The 15,960-nt window shown below is 69.8% G+C and carries 14 protein-coding genes; 6 read left to right on the forward strand and 8 right to left on the reverse strand.

Features of this window, described 5'->3' with window-relative positions; all coding sequences use genetic code 11:
- Positions 1 to 6 precede the first annotated feature (6 nt).
- Positions 7 to 420, forward strand: coding sequence for a pyridoxamine 5'-phosphate oxidase family protein (locus tag ACYUD3_RS06025; protein ID WP_470964780.1), 414 nt, complete (start codon positions 7 to 9; stop codon positions 418 to 420).
- 202 nt (positions 421 to 622) lie between these two features.
- Here the strand turns inward: ACYUD3_RS06025 and ACYUD3_RS06030 are convergent, their stop codons facing one another.
- Positions 623 to 958, reverse strand: coding sequence for a hypothetical protein (locus ACYUD3_RS06030; RefSeq protein ID WP_470964783.1), 336 nt, complete (start codon positions 956 to 958; stop codon positions 623 to 625).
- 332 nt (positions 959 to 1,290) lie between these two features.
- On the opposite strand from ACYUD3_RS06030, the gene ACYUD3_RS06035 reads away from it, so the two are divergent.
- Genes ACYUD3_RS06035 through ACYUD3_RS06045 form a run of 3 tightly spaced genes read left to right on the forward strand, consistent with a single transcriptional unit; the run spans position 1,291 to position 4,307 of the window.
- Positions 1,291 to 2,268 (forward strand): helix-turn-helix transcriptional regulator, encoded by a 978-nt coding sequence (locus tag ACYUD3_RS06035; protein ID WP_470964786.1) that lies wholly within the window; start codon positions 1,291 to 1,293, stop codon positions 2,266 to 2,268.
- Positions 2,269 to 2,274: 6 nt separating this feature from the next.
- The gene (locus ACYUD3_RS06040; RefSeq protein ID WP_470964789.1) at positions 2,275 to 3,246 is read left to right on the forward strand and encodes a LuxR C-terminal-related transcriptional regulator; all 972 of its coding nucleotides are present in this window, start codon (positions 2,275 to 2,277) and stop codon (positions 3,244 to 3,246) included.
- A gap of 38 nt (positions 3,247 to 3,284) precedes the next feature.
- Positions 3,285 to 4,307, forward strand: a complete 1,023-nt coding sequence (locus ACYUD3_RS06045; RefSeq protein WP_470966034.1) for a helix-turn-helix transcriptional regulator — start codon at positions 3,285 to 3,287, stop codon at positions 4,305 to 4,307.
- On the opposite strand, the gene ACYUD3_RS06050 is transcribed toward ACYUD3_RS06045, so the two are convergent.
- The 7 genes from ACYUD3_RS06050 to ACYUD3_RS06080 form a co-directional block, all read right to left on the reverse strand.
- Positions 4,201 to 5,283, reverse strand: coding sequence for a helix-turn-helix transcriptional regulator (locus ACYUD3_RS06050; protein WP_470964792.1), 1,083 nt, complete (start codon positions 5,281 to 5,283; stop codon positions 4,201 to 4,203). The two genes, ACYUD3_RS06045 and ACYUD3_RS06050, sit on opposite strands and share 107 nt — an antisense overlap.
- Positions 5,284 to 5,685: 402 nt before the next feature.
- Positions 5,686 to 6,789, reverse strand: a complete 1,104-nt coding sequence (locus ACYUD3_RS06055) for a sugar ABC transporter substrate-binding protein (protein ID WP_470964795.1) — start codon at positions 6,787 to 6,789, stop codon at positions 5,686 to 5,688.
- 182 nt (positions 6,790 to 6,971) lie between these two features.
- Positions 6,972 to 7,418: a heat shock protein transcriptional repressor HspR gene (locus ACYUD3_RS06060; RefSeq protein WP_470964799.1), complete on the reverse strand. Its 447-nt coding sequence runs from the start codon at positions 7,416 to 7,418 to the stop codon at positions 6,972 to 6,974.
- Positions 7,419 to 7,424: 6 nt separating this feature from the next.
- Complete coding sequence (gene dnaJ, locus ACYUD3_RS06065) at positions 7,425 to 8,600, reverse strand: molecular chaperone DnaJ (RefSeq protein WP_470964802.1); 1,176 nt, start codon at positions 8,598 to 8,600, stop codon at positions 7,425 to 7,427.
- Between the two features lie 45 nt (positions 8,601 to 8,645).
- Positions 8,646 to 9,287: a nucleotide exchange factor GrpE gene (gene grpE, locus ACYUD3_RS06070; RefSeq protein ID WP_470964805.1), complete on the reverse strand. Its 642-nt coding sequence runs from the start codon at positions 9,285 to 9,287 to the stop codon at positions 8,646 to 8,648.
- Positions 9,284 to 11,125 carry a molecular chaperone DnaK gene (gene dnaK, locus ACYUD3_RS06075; protein ID WP_470964808.1) on the reverse strand — a complete coding sequence of 614 codons (1,842 nt, stop codon included), beginning with the start codon at positions 11,123 to 11,125 and terminating at the stop codon, positions 9,284 to 9,286. The genes grpE and dnaK overlap by 4 nt, the downstream gene beginning before the upstream one ends.
- A gap of 95 nt (positions 11,126 to 11,220) precedes the next feature.
- Positions 11,221 to 12,366, reverse strand: coding sequence for an MraY family glycosyltransferase (locus ACYUD3_RS06080; protein WP_470966037.1), 1,146 nt, complete (start codon positions 12,364 to 12,366; stop codon positions 11,221 to 11,223).
- 223 nt (positions 12,367 to 12,589) lie between these two features.
- Between ACYUD3_RS06080 and ACYUD3_RS06085 the strand changes: the two genes are divergently transcribed.
- Positions 12,590 to 14,896: a (Fe-S)-binding protein gene (locus ACYUD3_RS06085; RefSeq protein WP_470964811.1), complete on the forward strand. Its 2,307-nt coding sequence runs from the start codon at positions 12,590 to 12,592 to the stop codon at positions 14,894 to 14,896.
- A gap of 124 nt (positions 14,897 to 15,020) precedes the next feature.
- Entirely contained in the window at positions 15,021 to 15,923 is a 903-nt protein-coding gene (locus ACYUD3_RS06090) for a Yip1 family protein (protein WP_470964814.1), read from the forward strand.
- Positions 15,924 to 15,960: the final 37 nt, after the last annotated feature.

A 15,960-nucleotide genomic window follows, 5' to 3' on the forward strand; every position in this document is an offset into this window, starting at 1 on the left:
CGGGCCATGGCCGCATACCCCCAGGACCCGCACGCACCGGACCCCGCGTACGCCGCCTTCTGGCGCGAACACCACCTGTGCACTCTCACGACACCACGACCCGACGGCACCCCGCACGTCGTACCCGTGGGCGTGACCTACGACCCCGAGCACGGCCTCGCGCGGGTGATCGCCGACCAGGCCAGCACCAAGGTCCGCAACGTCCAGGCGGCCGGCCCCGGCGGGGCGCTCGTCGCCGCCTGCCAGGTCGAGGGACGGCGGTGGGCGACGCTGGAGGGGCGGGCGGTGATCCGCGCCGGGGCCGGCGAGGTGGCCGAGGCGGAGCGGCGGTACACGGAGCGGTACGGGAGGGTGCCGGCGCCGAATCCGACGCGGGTGGTGATCGAGATCGCGTTGACCCGGGCGATGGGGCGGGGGTGAGGGGGCCTTCACGGCGGGCCGGCGGGACGTCGGCGGGGTTCGGGTGACCCAGCGCCTGGATGGCTACTTTTCAGCCATCGGGGAGATCGCGGCAAACAGTTGCAAATCACCGCAAACAACAGCGGCGTCACCGTGTTCAGGTCACGGTGACGCCGCTGCGGGGGGAAGCACCTGCGCGATCTTTTACGACGGGGGAATCGCGTCAGGCACTGCGGGGGGTGGCTGAGACGGTTCGGGGGACCTCTGTCTCCGGCTCATCGAGCTGGTGGTCCCGCCGATCCAGGTTCACGAAGATCATTCCGTACCGGATGGCACACTGCACAGGCTGGGGGGCACCCCGGGGGCGGCGCAGGCATCGGTACGCCCGTACGTCCTCTTCCTCGTCCCGCGTGACGACCACCGGTTCACCGAAGACGGTCACCATCAACGAGTCACCGGCGTGGGGGATCGCGGTGACGAGGTCGATGAAGTGCCATCCCGAGCGGTAGGCGGTGGCCATTTCGCGGCGGAAGGAGCGGTCGTCGGGTGGGGTGGTCACGGTCAGCTCCAAATACTGTCGTTCGGGAAGGCGACAGTCTGACCAGTACTGGCCGCCGTTTGAACGCCCGACGACCACACACTGTCGTCCATCGGCGCCTCACTTCTCCCCGCCGAGGAGCCAATCAACATTCCGAAGGCAACGACGGCGGAGAGGCTGACAACAGTTACCGAGCGAAGCAATCTCTTGCGCATAGCCGGCTTCGTCCTCATCTGCTGGTCTCCTCTTTCCCCCGACGAGTACGACGATGGCTCATTCAGGCACGTCATGACCACACGATCGGTGCATCATGTTCCTGCACGTTCAGGACCCTGGGGGGTGGAGATTTAGTGATGAATCGGAAAAAGGGTACACATCCCCACGCCGCGACAGAGCTGTGCGACGAGGGAAGCCGTCTCTATGCGGAAGCTTTGCGCTCTGGCCGTATCCCACGTCGGGAAGCGGAAGCTGTCCCCTGCCTGACGGAATTCGCCCTGTTTCATCCCGATCCCGACGACGAAGAGTGGATGCTGCCCGTCTTCCCCTCGGTCGCGCTCGCCCAGCGGCTCAATCCCCTCGAACACGAGATCACCGAGCGCCGGCGGACATCGATCGAGCTGGCCGAGCTGTTCGAGCCGTTCATGGCGCTGAGCGCTCAGCAGATCGCCCCCACTCACTCGATCACCATCCTGGAAGGGCTCGACCGGATCAACGCGGCGCTGGACCTGGCCACGACCCAGTGTCGCAACGAGATGCTCACCGTGCAGCCCAGCGCCCGCCATTCCGAGCAACGGCTCATGGAAGCTCTGGAACGGGACAAGCCGCTGATCGAACGCGGAGTACGCATCCGCACCCTCTACCAGCACACCGCCAGGTACACGCCCGACCGGCTGGCCTATGTGGATCAGTTCACGGACGGCAAGGTCGAGTACCGCACCATCGACGAACTCGTCGAACGCCTGATCATCTGTGACGAGACAGTCGCCTTCATCCCCATCCGCGACGACCGTCAGGTCGCCCTGGAGCTGCGGCACCCCGGGCTGGTCAACTATCTGATCAAAGTCTTCGAGTTCATGTGGACCCGCGCGGTCCCGATGAGTACCCGCGCCCCCTATGAGGCCGCCGCCGACGGACTCACCGAGATCCAGCACTCCATCGCCAAACTCCTGATCGAGGGCCACGTGGACGAGGCCATCGCCCGCCGCCTCGGCATGAACGTCCGCACCTGCCGCGCCCACATCGCCAAACTCGCCACCGCCCTCGGCAGCGGCAGCAGGGCCCAGCTCGGCTACCTCATCGCCCAGTCGGGCATCCTGGACCGGGAGCAGTGAGCCTCCGTGACCGTGGACACACACGAGCACGGCACAGAGGAGTTGTGCGAACCCGGCATGGCGCTCTACGCGCGCGCACTGCACGAAGGCCACGTCACCACCCATGACGCCGAGAAACTCCCCTGCCTGATCGACACCGGCCTCCTCCAGCCCGACATGACCGACCCGCACCGCATGATCCCGGTCCCCCCGGCGGTCGCCCTCCCCCGCCTCCTGCGCACCGCAGAGGAGGACATAGCCCGCCGCAGACACCAGAGCGCCCGCCTGGCGGAGACGTTCGAGCCCCTCTTCGCCCTGGGCGGCACGGACGCGCCGGAGACCCGCCTCCTGAACGGCCTGGACCGCATCGACCAGGCCATCTCCCGCGCCATGTCCGAGGTCTCCGGCGAGATCCTGGCCATCCAGCCCTCGTACCCCGGCCGCCACACCAAGACCCTGGGCGCCGCCCTGGACCGCGACCAGGCCCTGCTGGACCGCGGCGGCCGTATCCGCGCCCTCTACCAGCACACCCAGCGCCACATCCCGGCGATCATCGCCCGCTACGAGCGCCTGCGCGGCGACGCCGAGGCCCGCACCCTCGACGAGGTCGCCGACCGCCTCATCGTCGTGGACCGCACGGTCGCCTTCATCCCGGCCAGCAAGGACCGCACCCTGGCCCTGGAGATCCGCCACCCCGCGCTGCTGACCTACCTGGTCACGGTCTTCGACCGCTTCTGGCAGCTGGCGACCCCCATGCACCCCGGAACCCTCCCCCACCACCCCCCTTCCGGCATCACCCCCCGCCAACGAGCCATCGCCCGCCTCCTGGTGGAGGGCCACACCGACGCGGTCATCGCCGACCGCCTCGGCCTCAACGTCCGCACCGCGCGGGAGCACATCGCGAAACTCGCGGCGGCCCTCGGCAGCGACAGCAGGGCCCAGCTCGGCTATCTCATAGCCCGATCCGGCATCCTCGACGAGGAAGGGAGCAGACAGTGAGCGTGCAAGCACCCCATCAGGAACACGGAGTGGAGCGGATGTGTCCCGCCGGGACGGAGTTGTACGCCCGCGCGCTGCGGGAAGGCAGGCTGCCCGCGGCGGACGCCGCCCCCGCGCCCTGCCTGGTCCGCTTCGGACTGCTGCACCCGGCCGTCGACGACCTGTCCCGGCTGGAGCCGGTCGCACCCGCCGTCGCCCTGCACCGGCTGCTGCGCGGCTCCGCGGACCGCATCGCCGACGAACGCCGCCGCGAGACCCAGCTCGTGGACGTCTTCGAGCCGCTGCTGCACCTCGACGTCTCACCGACGCTGTCGTACGACAGCCCCGCGCTGCGGGTCCTGAGCGGTACCGAGCGGATCAACGAGGCGCTCACCGACGCCATCGCGGGCGCGGCCGAGGAGATGCTGTGCATCCAGCCGTACGTCCCGTACCCCGTCGAGCGGCTGCTCGTCTCCCGTACGCACGCGCTCCACCGGGACCAGGCCCTGCTCGACCGGGGCGGCCGGCTCCGTACGATCTACCAGCACACCCAGCGGCATTCGCCGTACATCCTGGCCTACATCGAGCAGCTGAACGGCCAGGTGGAGTGCCGCACCCTCGACGAGGTCACCGACCGGCTCATCGTCGTCGACCGCGAAGTCGCCTTCATACCCGCCGGCGAGGACGGGCAACTCGCCCTGGAGATACGGCATCCCGCCATCGTCAAGCACTTCGCCACCACCTTCGACCGGCTGTGGCGGCTGGCGACGCCCATGTATCCCGAGCCGGCCAAGCAGCCGTCCGCCCTCAACGGCATCACCCCCCGCCAACAAGCCATAGCCGCCCTCCTCATAGAAGGCCACCAGGACGCCACCATCGCCGACCGCCTGGGCCTCAACGTCCGCACCGCCCGCGAGCACATCGCCAAACTCGCCGCCACCCTCGGCAGCGACAGCAGGGCCCAACTCGGCTATCTCATCGGCCGTTCGGGAATCCTCGACCAGGAACCCGAGGCAGACCCGCGGAGCGCGGAGCGGGGGCGGACGCGGGGACGGGACCGGGAGCGGGACCGGGGAGAGTGACCACCACGCCCCCGACCAGGCCGACTTGAGCGATCCGCACCCCCAACTGCGTACGGCTGGCCGCCCCCAGCGTCTCCGACAGCCGGGCGATGTGCGCCCGGCACGTCCGCACGCTGATCCCCAGCCGCTCCGCGATCACCGCGTCCTGATGCCCCTCCGCCAGCAGCGCGGCGATGGACTGCTCCCGGTGCGAGATCCCCTCGATCGCGGGCGCCGGAATGGGCGCGGTCAAGGGCACCGCCAGCCGCCACAGCCGGTCGAAGACCGTGACGAGGTAGGCGATCAGCGCGGGATGCCGCAGTTCGAGGGCCATCGTGCGGTCGGGGTTGGCGGGGATGAAGGCGACGGCGCGGTCGAAGACCATGAGCCGGTCGGTGACCTCGTCGAGGGTCCGCGCCTCGACCGCGTCCCCCATCAGGTCCAGGTAGTTCAGCAGCCCCTGGCCGTGCCGGGCGACGTGGTTGTAGAGGTCGCGCATCCGCACGCCCCGCCCCCGCAGGGCCATCGCCCGGTGCAGCCCCTCCGTCAGCTCGTGCTCACGGCGGATCCCGCCGGGCTGGATGGTCAGCGCCTCGACGGTGCACGCCTCGGTCGCCTCGTCCAGCGCCGCCTGGATCCGGGAGGGCCCGTCCAGCACCCGCAGCGCGGTGCCCTCGCCGAACGGCGCCGCCCCGCCGAGCCCGGCGTACCACTCGAAGGCGGCGACGGCGGAGCCCATCCGGCTGCGGCTCGCGCAGACCTCGTCGTACAGCCCGCGCAGCAGCCGGGTCATGACCTCCTGCGGGGCGGTGGGGACGAGCCAGTCCATGTCGTCGGGGTCGGGGTGCAGGAGGGCGAGTTCGAGGAGGCAGGGGGCCGGTTCGGCGTCCGCGCGGGGGACCCTGCCGCGGCGTACGGCGCGGGAGTAGACGCGGTCACCGGCCTCGCACAGTCGGTCGGCACCATGAGGATGCTGCTGCGCCCCGCGCCCGGCCATCGTCCATCCCACCCCGGCTGTTTGCTGTCTTCCGCAGCGCAACTATGCGTGGCCGCGGACCGGCTCCGCAACACGGAGCCCCGGACCGCCCGCCCCGACTCGCCCTGTTTGGAGGCGGTTTCGCCCCTCCTCCGCCCCTCCCACCGCAACAAGCTGACGGTGGTGGACCGTACCCGCCCAGGGCATGGTGGAACCACGTCCGGGGCGCCGCGCACCCGGCCGGACACTCCCCGTCCGGCCGACCCGCGCGCCCGCCCGGGACGGAAAACCGGGGGAGGTCTGCACGGGGGAGACCTGGAGAAGTACATCTTGGGGACGCGCCACGGGGGCGGCCCCAAGATGTACGACTCAACACGCCCCGCACTCGGCACGCCCCGCACGCGGCGCGCGGCGCCCCCAGGCTTACTTGAGCCCCACCGCCGAACAGGCCGAAGCGAACTTCTCCGTGCAGATCTGCGACACCTTGTAGATCCCGTCGGCGACCACCGTGCTCTTGATGTTGCTCTTGGTCACCGCGACGACGGTCACGAGCTGCGCCGGGATCTTCTTGTTCGTCGGGCTGTCGACGCGGTCGCGGGTGAGCGAGTCGAACTTGATGTCCTTGCCCTGCACCTTGGCGACGACCATCTCGGCGGCGGCCTCGGCCATCTCCGGGTAGGGCTTGTAGACCGTCATGAACTGCTCGCCGCTCAGGATGCGCTGGATCGCGGGGAGTTCGGCGTCCTGCCCGGTGATCGGCGGCAGGTCGCTCACCCCGGCCGCCTCCAGCGCCTTCAGCGCGCCCCCGGCCATCGCGTCGTTCGCGGAGTAGACGCCCGCGATGTTGTTCTTGCCGATCTTCTGGATGGCCTGCGCCATCTCCGACTGCGCGAGGCTCGGGCTCCAGCCGTCGGTGTCGTAGGAGGCGGAGACGGTGACCCGGCCCTCGAGTTCGCCCTGCGCGCCGGCCTTGAACTGGGCCGCGTTGGGGTCGGTCGGCGAGCCGTTGATCATGACGACCTTGTCGGCGGTGCTGGCCGAGCCGATGGCCTCGACGAGGGTGCGGCCCTGGACCTGGCCGACGAGTTCGTTGTCGAAGGAGACGTACGCGTCGATCGGGCCCTCGGCGAGCCGGTCGTAGGCGATGACCGGGATGCCGGCGTCCTTGGCCTTCTGGACGGTGGCGGCGATGCCCTTGGCGTCGACCGCGTCGAGGACGATCAGGTCGACCTTGTCGCCGATCATCTTCTCCATCTGCTTGATCTGCGTGGCCGCGTCCGACTTCGCGTTCTGGTACTCCATCTTGGCCTTGTCGCTCGTCAGTTCCGCGACCTTCGCCTTGAAGAACGGGTAGTCGAACTGCTCGTAACGGGTGTTGGTGTCCTCCGGGAAGAGCACGCCGACCGAGATGTCGTCACCCTTCGTCGGGCTCGCGTCGGCGGCGTCCCCCGTCGCGTTCAGCATGCCGCAGCCGGCGAGCGAGAGGGTCATCGTGGAGGCGACCACGGCTAGGGCGATACGACGCATCGGGTGCTCACTTCGGGTTACGTTCGGGGCGCAGATGTTCCAAAAGACAACGCGTCCGGCGTCCGCCCAGTCAAGCGGAATCACTTAACGAGATGGCAACATCACACCGCGCGCGGACAAGGGCGACGGCCCGGAGTCGGTGAAACTCCGGGCCGCCCAAGGGTGTTGCTCGATCCGGCGGGTCAGTCGCGCGGTTTCTTCGGCCGCCACACCACCAGCGCGCTGGTCTGCTGGACCTCCTGGTACGGGACCAGGTCACGCCGGTAGGAGGCGTGCACGGCCGCCTCGCGCTGCTGCATCGCCGAGGCCGCGCCGTCGAGCGCGGACTCCAGTTCGGCGACCCTCGACTGGAGGGCGGCGACCTGGTTCTCCAGCTCGATGATGCGTTTGATCCCGGCGAGGTTGATGCCCTCGTCCTGCGACAACTGCTGGACGTTGCGCAGCAGTTCGATGTCGCGGGCCGAGTAGCGCCGGCCGCGCCCGGCCGTGCGGTCGGGAGAGACCAGGCCCAGGCGGTCGTACTGCCGCAGGGTCTGCGGGTGCAGTCCGGAGAGCTGGGCCGCCACCGAGATGACGTAGACCGGGGTCTCCTCGGTCAGTTCGTACGGGTTGCGCCGCCGGCCGTCCATCTCTGATCATGCTCCCTTCGCGGCCTCGAACAGCTCCGCCCGCGGGTCGTCGCCCGCGGTCGCCTCGCGATACGCCTCCAGCGCGTCACGAGCCTTCCCCGTCACGTCCGCCGGGACACTCACCTCGACGGTGACCAGCAGGTCCCCGCGAGTGCCGTCCTTGCGGACCGCGCCCTTGCCACGCGCGCGCATCGTACGCCCGTTGGGCGTCCCCGGGGGCAGCTTCAGCGTGAGCGAGGGCCCGCCCAGCGTGGGCACCTTGATCTCCCCGCCGAGCGCGGCCTCCACGAACGTCACCGGCACGGTCACCGTCAGATTGTCGTCCTTGCGCCCGAAGACGGGGTGACTTCCGACGTGGACGACGACGTAGAGGTCGCCGGCCGGACCGCCCCGCTCGCCCGGGCCGCCCTTGCCGCGCAGCCTGATGCGCTGACCGTCCGTCACCCCGGCGGGGATACGGACCTGCATCGTGCGCGAGGACTTGGCCCGGCCGCTGCCGTGGCAGTCCTCGCAGGGCTGTTCGGCGATGAGGCCGCGGCCCTTGCAGTCGGGGCAGGGGTCGGTGAGCGAGAAGCCGCCGCCCGAGCCGCGCGCGACCTGGCCGGTGCCGACGCAGGTCGGGCACACACGCGGGGTGCCGTTCTTGTCGCCGGTGCCGGAGCAGGTCTTGCAGGCGGCCTGGGAGGTCATCCGCAGCGGGACGGTGGCCCCCTCGATCGCCTCGGTGAAGCTGAGCGTCACCTCGGTGTCGATGTCCTGGCCGCGCCGGGGCTGGGTGCGCCCGGCGCCGGCTCCGCCGCGGTTGAAGAGGCCGCCGAAGACGTCCCCGATACCGCCGCCGAAGCCGCCGTTGCCACCGCCCTGGGCGCCGCCGCCGAAGAGGTCGCCGAGGTCGAAGTTGAAGGAGCCGCCGCCCGCGCCGGGGCCGCCGGGGCGGTAACCCCCGGCGAACAGCGCGCGGGCGTCGTCGTACTCCTTGCGCTTCTTGGGGTCACCGAGGACGTCGTTCGCCTCGGAGATCTCCTTGAAGCGCTCCTCCGCCTTGGCGTTGCCCTTGTTGGCGTCCGGGTGGAACTCGCGGGCGAGTTTGCGGTACGCCTTCTTGATCTCGGCCTCGGTGGCGTCCTTGGGGACGCCGAGGACCTTGTAGAAGTCCTTCTCGATGAAGTCCTTGGTGCTCATCGGCCTCGACGCGCCCCCTTCCCGGTGCTTCGTTCAGTGTCGACGTCAGCCCTCCTCAGGGCCGTTGTCCTTCTTCTCTTCGCCTTCCGCCTCGGCCTCTTCGGCCTTGACGGTCTGTGCGCCGGGCTGCGGTTCGGCGACGGCCACCCGCGCGGGGCGGATGGTGCGTTCGCCGATCCGATACCCGGGCTGGAGAATCGCCACGCACGTCGTCTCTGTGACGTCCGGCGCGTACGAGTGCATCAGCGCCTCATGGATCGTCGGGTCGAAGGGCTCGCCCTCCTTGCCGAACTGCATCAGACCCATCTTGGCGGCGACGGACTCCAGCGACTCGGCGACGGACTTGAATCCGCCGAGCAGCTCGCCGTGTTCCCGCGCGCGGCCGATGTCGTCGAGGACCGGCAGCAGTTCGGTCAGGAGGTTCGCGATGGCGATCTCCTTGACCGCGATGCGGTCCCGCTCGACCCGGCGGCGGTAGTTCTGGTACTCGGCCTGGAGGCGCTGGAGGTCGGCGGTGCGCTCGCCGAGGGCGGTGCGCACCTGGTCCAGCTCTGCCACCAGACCGGCGGTCTGGTTCGCGTCCCCGGCCGGGGCCGCCCCTTCCTCGGGGGCGGCCTTCGGCTCGGCGTCGTCGGCGCCGGAGGGGACGTCAGGCTTCTCGTCGAAGCCCGGGGTCTCCTCCGTCACGCGGCACCACCCTTGGGCTTCTCGTCGTCGACGATCTCGGCGTCGACGACGTCGTCGTCGGCCTTGGCCTGCTGGGCGCCGCCCGCGGCCTCGGCGCCGCCCGCCTGGGCGTCCGCGTAGAGGGCCTGGCCGAGCTTCTGGGAGACGGCGGCGACCTTCTCGGTGGCGGTGCGGATCTCGGCGGTGTCGTCGCCCTTGAGCTTCTCCTTCAGCTCGGCGATCGAGGTCTCGACCTCGGTCTTGACGTCGCCGGGGACCTTGTCCTCGTTGTCCTTGAGGAACTTCTCCGTCTGGTAGACGAGCTGCTCGCCCTGGTTGCGGGCCTCGGCGGCCTCGCGGCGCTTGTGGTCCTCGTCCGCGTACTGCTCGGCCTCCTGGCGCATGCGGTCGACCTCGTCCTTCGGCAGCGAGGAGCCGCCGGTGACGGTCATCTTCTGCTCCTTGCCCGTGCCGAGGTCCTTCGCGGTCACGTGCATGATGCCGTTGGCGTCGATGTCGAAGGAGACCTCGATCTGCGGGACACCGCGCGGGGCGGGCGGCAGGCCGGTCAGCTCGAACATCCCGAGCTTCTTGTTGTACGCCGCGATCTCGCGCTCGCCCTGGTAGACCTGGATCTGCACGGAGGGCTGGTTGTCCTCGGCGGTGGTGAAGATCTCGGAGCGCTTGGTCGGGATCGTGGTGTTGCGCTCGATGAGCTTCGTCATGATGCCGCCCTTGGTCTCGATACCGAGGGACAGCGGGGTGACGTCGAGCAGCAGGACGTCCTTGACCTCGCCCTTGAGGACACCGGCCTGGAGGGACGCGCCGATGGCGACGACCTCGTCGGGGTTGACGCCCTTGTTGGCCTCGCGCCCGCCGGTCAGCTCCTTGACGAGCTCGGCGACGGCCGGCATCCGGGTGGAGCCGCCGACCAGGACGACGTGGTCGATCTCGCTCAGCGCGATGCCGGCGTCCTTGATGACGTTGCTGAACGGCGCCTTGCAGCGCTCCAGCAGGTCCGCGGTCAGCTGCTGGAACTGCGCGCGGGTCAGCTTCTCGTCGAGGTGCAGGGGGCCCTCGGCGGAGGCGGTGATGTAGGGGAGGTTGATCGACGTCTCGGAGGACGACGACAGCTCGATCTTCGCCTTCTCGGCGGCCTCGCGCAGCCGCTGGAGGGCCATCTTGTCCTTGCCGAGGTCCACGCCGTGGCCCGACTTGAACTGCTGGACCAGGTAGTCGACGACGCGCTGGTCCCAGTCGTCACCACCGAGGTGGTTGTCACCGTTGGTGGCCTTCACCTCGACGACGCCGTCGCCGATCTCCAGCAGCGAGACGTCGAACGTGCCGCCACCGAGGTCGAAGACCAGGATGACCTGCTCGTCCTTGTCGAGGCCGTACGCGAGGGCGGCGGCGGTCGGCTCGTTGACGATGCGCAGGACGTTCAGGCCCGCGATCTCGCCGGCCTCCTTCGTCGCCTGGCGCTCGGAGTCGTTGAAGTACGCCGGGACGGTGATGACCGCGTCGGTGACCTTCTCGCCCAGGTACGCCTCGGCGTCGCGCTTCAGCTTCTGGAGGATGAAGGCGGAGATCTGCTGGGGGTTGAAGTCCTTCCCGTCCAGCTGGATCTTCCAGTCGGTGCCCATGTGACGCTTCACGGACCGGATGGTCCGGTCCACGTTGGTGACCGCCTGACGCTTGGCCACCTCGCCGACGAGCACCTCGCCGTTCTTCGCGAAGGCGACGACGGACGGCGTGGTCCTGGCGCCCTCGGCGTTGGTGATGACGGTGGGCTCGCCGCCTTCAAGAACGCTGACGACGGAGTTAGTCGTGCCCAGGTCGATGCCGACCGCACGTGCCATTTTGATCTTCCTCCAGCTGACTTGAGTGGAACAGGCTCAAGCATGCATCACTCGCCCAGCCGAGTCAACAGAGCTGAGTCAGACCGACTCAACTCTTATCCGTTCCTTACACGCAATCCGGCCCTGACCTGCGAGGACTCAGGCCGCCGAGGCGGTTTCACCTGCCGCTCCCGGGTGACCTGAGGGGCCTTCGGGGCACCCACGGCACGCGGCCGACCTCCGGGAGCGGGACGCCTACGAGTCTCCGGCGACCTGCGGGTGTGCGCATCCGCAGCCCCGTACACGCGCACGCGCAGCAGCGCGGCCCCCGCGGCGGCCAGCAGGGCGGCGGCCCACACGGGCGCGGAGGCCGCCGCCCATCCCGCGTGCGCGAGGACGGCGACCATGACGCTGCCGAAAGCGGCGGCCCCCAGGAGGACGACGGCCCCCTGGGCGGTGACCCCGAGCCGGCGCAGCCGGTGGGCGAGGTGGTCAGGGGAGGTCCGCAGCAGCGCCCGCCCGGCGATCCGGCGGGAGGCGGCGACCAGGAGGACGTCCACCCCGGCGACGGCCGTCAGGGCGGTCAGCACACCCGCGCGGAGGGCCGGTTCATGCCCCTCATGGGCGACGACGGCCGCCGAGGCCAGCAGGAACCCGGTGAACAGGGAGCCGCCCGCGCCGAGCCCCACGCGCGCGTGCGGCCAGTTGTGCATCAGGAACCCGGTCAGCGCGGCGGCCAGGACGCTCAGCAGGACGGCGGGACCGTCCATGACCTCGGCGGCGGCGCAGGCGCCCACCCCGAAGGCGGTGACCACGCCGACGGTCCCGGCGACCCCGTCCGCGTGGTCCAGCGAACGGAAGGCGAGGGCGACGAAGGTGACCCATCCGGCGCAGAGCAGGCCCCCCAGGACGCCGAGTTCGCCGTACGGGACGACGGCGAGCGCCGCCAGGGCCGTACCGAGGACCAGGAGGCGGGTCTTGAGGCGGCGCAGGTCGGCGACGAGGCCGAGGAGGGCGACGGCGCAGGCGGCGGCCAGGAGGGCACCGACGCCGTCCCCGAGCCGCGCGGCGCCGCTCCACTCCCCCGCCCCGGCGACCGCGCACGTGGCGGCCACGACGGCCACGCCGCCCGACACCGGGACCTTTCGCTGCCGCTGCCGCCGCTCGACCAGCCCCAGCCGCAGGGCGGGGGCGCGCAGCAGGGCGGCCAGCAGGGCGGCGAGGAGGAGCGCGGCGGTGGCGGCGGCGATTCCATAGAGCACGGTCACAAATTAGTCATAAATGCTGCAATTCCGTACGAATGACATGAACGGAACGACCCCAAATCGCCGTCAAGAGCAGCCCTCACTGAGGCAAGCCTCAGCGATTCAGATCACCTTCCACCCCGCTACAGTGCGACGGAGAATACGGGGTACCCTCAGACCGACTACATAAGTTACCGCTTAGTAACCGCCTGACCATCCCTCGCAGGCCCGAGGAGCCCCCATGCAACTCGCCGCGATCATCGTGTCGCTGGCCCTGACCGTGGTCGGCGTCGCCCTGCTCGCGCGCGCCATCGGTCAGTTCGTCCGGTACTTCAAGCTGGGCCAGCCGGTCCCGGCCGGCACCCGGACCGACAACCCCTACGCGCGCAGCGTGACCCTGGTGCGGGAGTTCCTGGGCCACACCCGGATGAACCGCTGGGGGATCGTCGGCTTCGCGCACTGGTTCGTCGCCGTCGGCTTCCTGACGCTGCCGCCGACCCTCGCCCAGGCCTTCGGCCAGCTCTTCCGCGCCGACTGGGTGCTGCCGGTCATCGGCGACTTCCTGCCGTTCGAGATGTACACCGAGTTCATCGGCGTCATGACGATCCTGGGCATCGCCGTCCTGATCGTCGTCCGCCTGCTGAGCCTGCCCTCGCGCCCCGGCCGCAAGTCCCGGTTCACCGGCTCCAAGGCGGGCCAGGCGTACTTCGTCGAGTACGTCATCCTGACCATCGGCCTCGCGATCTACGTGCTGCGCGGCCTGGAGGGCGCGCTGCACCACGTGGAGAGCTACGACGCCGCGTACTTCGCGTCGTACCCGCTGGTCCTCGCGTTCAAGGGGCTCGGCGTCACGACGCTCCAGAACCTCGTCTACCTGCTCGCCATGATCAAGATCAGCACGTCGTTCATCTGGATGATCGTCGTCTCGCTGAACACCAACATGGGCGTCGCCTGGCACCGCTTCCTCGCGTTCCCGAACATCTGGTTCAAGCGCGACGCCGACGGCGGTACCGCGCTCGGCGCGCTCCAGCCGATGACGTCCGGCGGCAAGCCGATCGACTTCGCGGACCCGGGTGAGGACGACGTCTTCGGCGTCTCCCAGGTCGAGCAGTTCTCCTGGAAGGGCCTGCTGGACTTCTCCACCTGCACCGAGTGCGGGCGCTGCCAGTCGCAGTGCCCGGCGTGGAACACCGGCAAGCCGCTCTCGCCGAAGCTGCTGATCATGTCGCTGCGCGACCACGCGCACGCCAAGGCGCCCTACCTGCTCGCGGGCGGCGGCAAGACGGCGGAGGGCGAGGAGAAGGCGTCCGAGGAGGCGCTGAAGGACGTTCCCGCCGCCGCCCTGGCGGAGGCCGAGCGCCCCCTGATCGGCACCGCGGAGGCTGTATCTGACAGCGGCTTCGCCGCGGGCGGCGTCATCGACCCGGACGTCCTGTGGTCCTGCACCACCTGCGGCGCCTGCGTCGAGCAGTGCCCGGTCGACATCGAGCACGTCGACCACATCGTCGACATGCGCCGCTACCAGGTGATGATCGAGTCGTCGTTCCCCTCCGAGGCCGGCACGATGCTCAAGAACCTGGAGAAGAAGGGCAACCCCTGGGGCCTGGCGAAGAAGCAGCGGCTCGCCTGGACCAAGGAGGTCGACTTCGAGATCCCGGTCGTCGGCCAGGACATCGAGGACCTCACCGAGGTCGAGTACCTCTACTGGGTCGGCTGCGCCGGCGCCCTGGAGGACCGCGCCAAGAAGACCACCAAGGCCTTCGCCGAGCTGCTGCACATCGCGGGCGTCAAGTTCGCGATCATGGGCGGCGACGAGAAGTGCACCGGCGACTCCGCCCGCCGCCTCGGCAACGAGCCCCTGTTCCAGGAGCTCGGCATGGAGAACGTCATGGCGCTGAACATGGCGTTCGGCGAGGAGACCGACGACGAGGGCAAGGTCGTGCCCGAGAGCGCGAAGCCCAAGTCGGCCAAGAAGATCGTCGCGACCTGCCCGCACTGCCTCAACACCATCGGCAACGAGTACCCGCAGCTCGGCGGCGACTACGAGGTCGTCCACCACACGCAGCTGCTGCAACACCTCGTCGACGAGGGCAAGTTGGTGCCGGTGACGCCCGTCGAGGGCATCATCACCTACCACGACCCCTGCTACCTGGGCCGGCACAACAAGATCTACACCCCGCCGCGCGAGATCATCGCGAGCGTCCCGGGCCTGCGCAACGAGGAGATGCACCGCCACAAGGAGCGCGGCTTCTGCTGCGGCGCGGGCGGCGCGCGGATGTGGATGGAGGAGCGGATCGGCAAGCGCATCAACAACGAGCGCGTGGACGAGGCTCTGTCGCTCAACCCCGACATCGTCTCGACGGCGTGCCCGTTCTGCCTGGTGATGCTGACCGACTCGGTCAACGGCAAGAAGAACGAAGGCAAGGCCAAGGAGTCGATCCAGGTCGTCGACGTCGCCCAGCTGCTGCTGGAGTCGGTGAAGACGCCGGCCGACCCGGAGGGCGCCGAGGAGAGCGAGAGCGAGCCGGAGCCCGAGCCGGTGAAGTAACAGCCGGCCGGCCTGTGACATCCCCTACGGGTTCCCCCTAGGGGATGTCACAGGTCGGCAGCAATGGCGTCCTGGAAACGTCGGCCCCGGCCCGCCGGCCTCCGGGACCAGGTACGTTCAGTGAGTGGCTGGATTCAGGATCGGACGCGGCGGCCGGGACGACCGCGCCCCGCAAGCGCGACCGCACGACCCTCCGTACGGGCAGCAGGGCCAGGGCGGGCCGGCGCACGGCTACCCGCCGGCGCCGCCGCAGCCGTCGTACCCGCAGGGGCGGCCGTACGGCTCTCAGGGTGGGCCGGAGGGCCCGGAGTACTTCGGGAGCGACCCTTACGGGGCGACGCAGGCCGGGGTGCAGGGCGGGCAGGGTGCGGGGCATGACCCGTACGCCGCCAACAACCCCGGGCACACGCAGGCGTTCTCGGTCGGGGACCAGTACAACCAGGGCGGGACCTATCACGCGGGCTCGGCGCCCTCGGGTCCCGTCGGGCCGCGGCTGCCCTGGAAAGAGCTGCTGAAGGGCATCGTCACCGCCCCGAACCAGACCTTCCTCGTGATGCGCGACTACACGATGTGGGCCCCCGCCCTGATCGTGACCTTCCTCTACGGCCTGCTCGCCGTCTTCGGCTTCGACAGCGCCCGCGCGGACGCGATCAACGCGACCCTCGCCAACGCGATCCCGATCGTCCTGACGACGGCCGTGGCGATGGTCCTGTCGTCCTTCGTGCTCGGCGTCGTCACCCACACGCTGGCCCGCCAGCTCGGCGGGGACGGGGCCTGGCAGCCGACGGTCGGCCTCTCCATGCTGATCATGTCCCTGACGGACGCGCCGCGGCTGGTCGTGGCGATGTTCTTCGGCGGCGACGCGTCGTTCGTGCAGCTGCTGGGGTGGGCGACGTGGGTCGCGGGCGGGGCGCTGCTCACGCTGATGGTGAGCAAGTCGCACGATCTGCCGTGGCCGAAGGCGCTGGGGGCGTCGGCGATCCAGCTGGTGGCGCTGCTGTCGATCGTGAAGTTGGGGACGTTCTAAAGGAGTTGGGGTACACCTAGGGGCCCGGCGCCAGGGT

This window comes from Streptomyces sp. AMJ-169 (genome assembly GCF_055597585.1).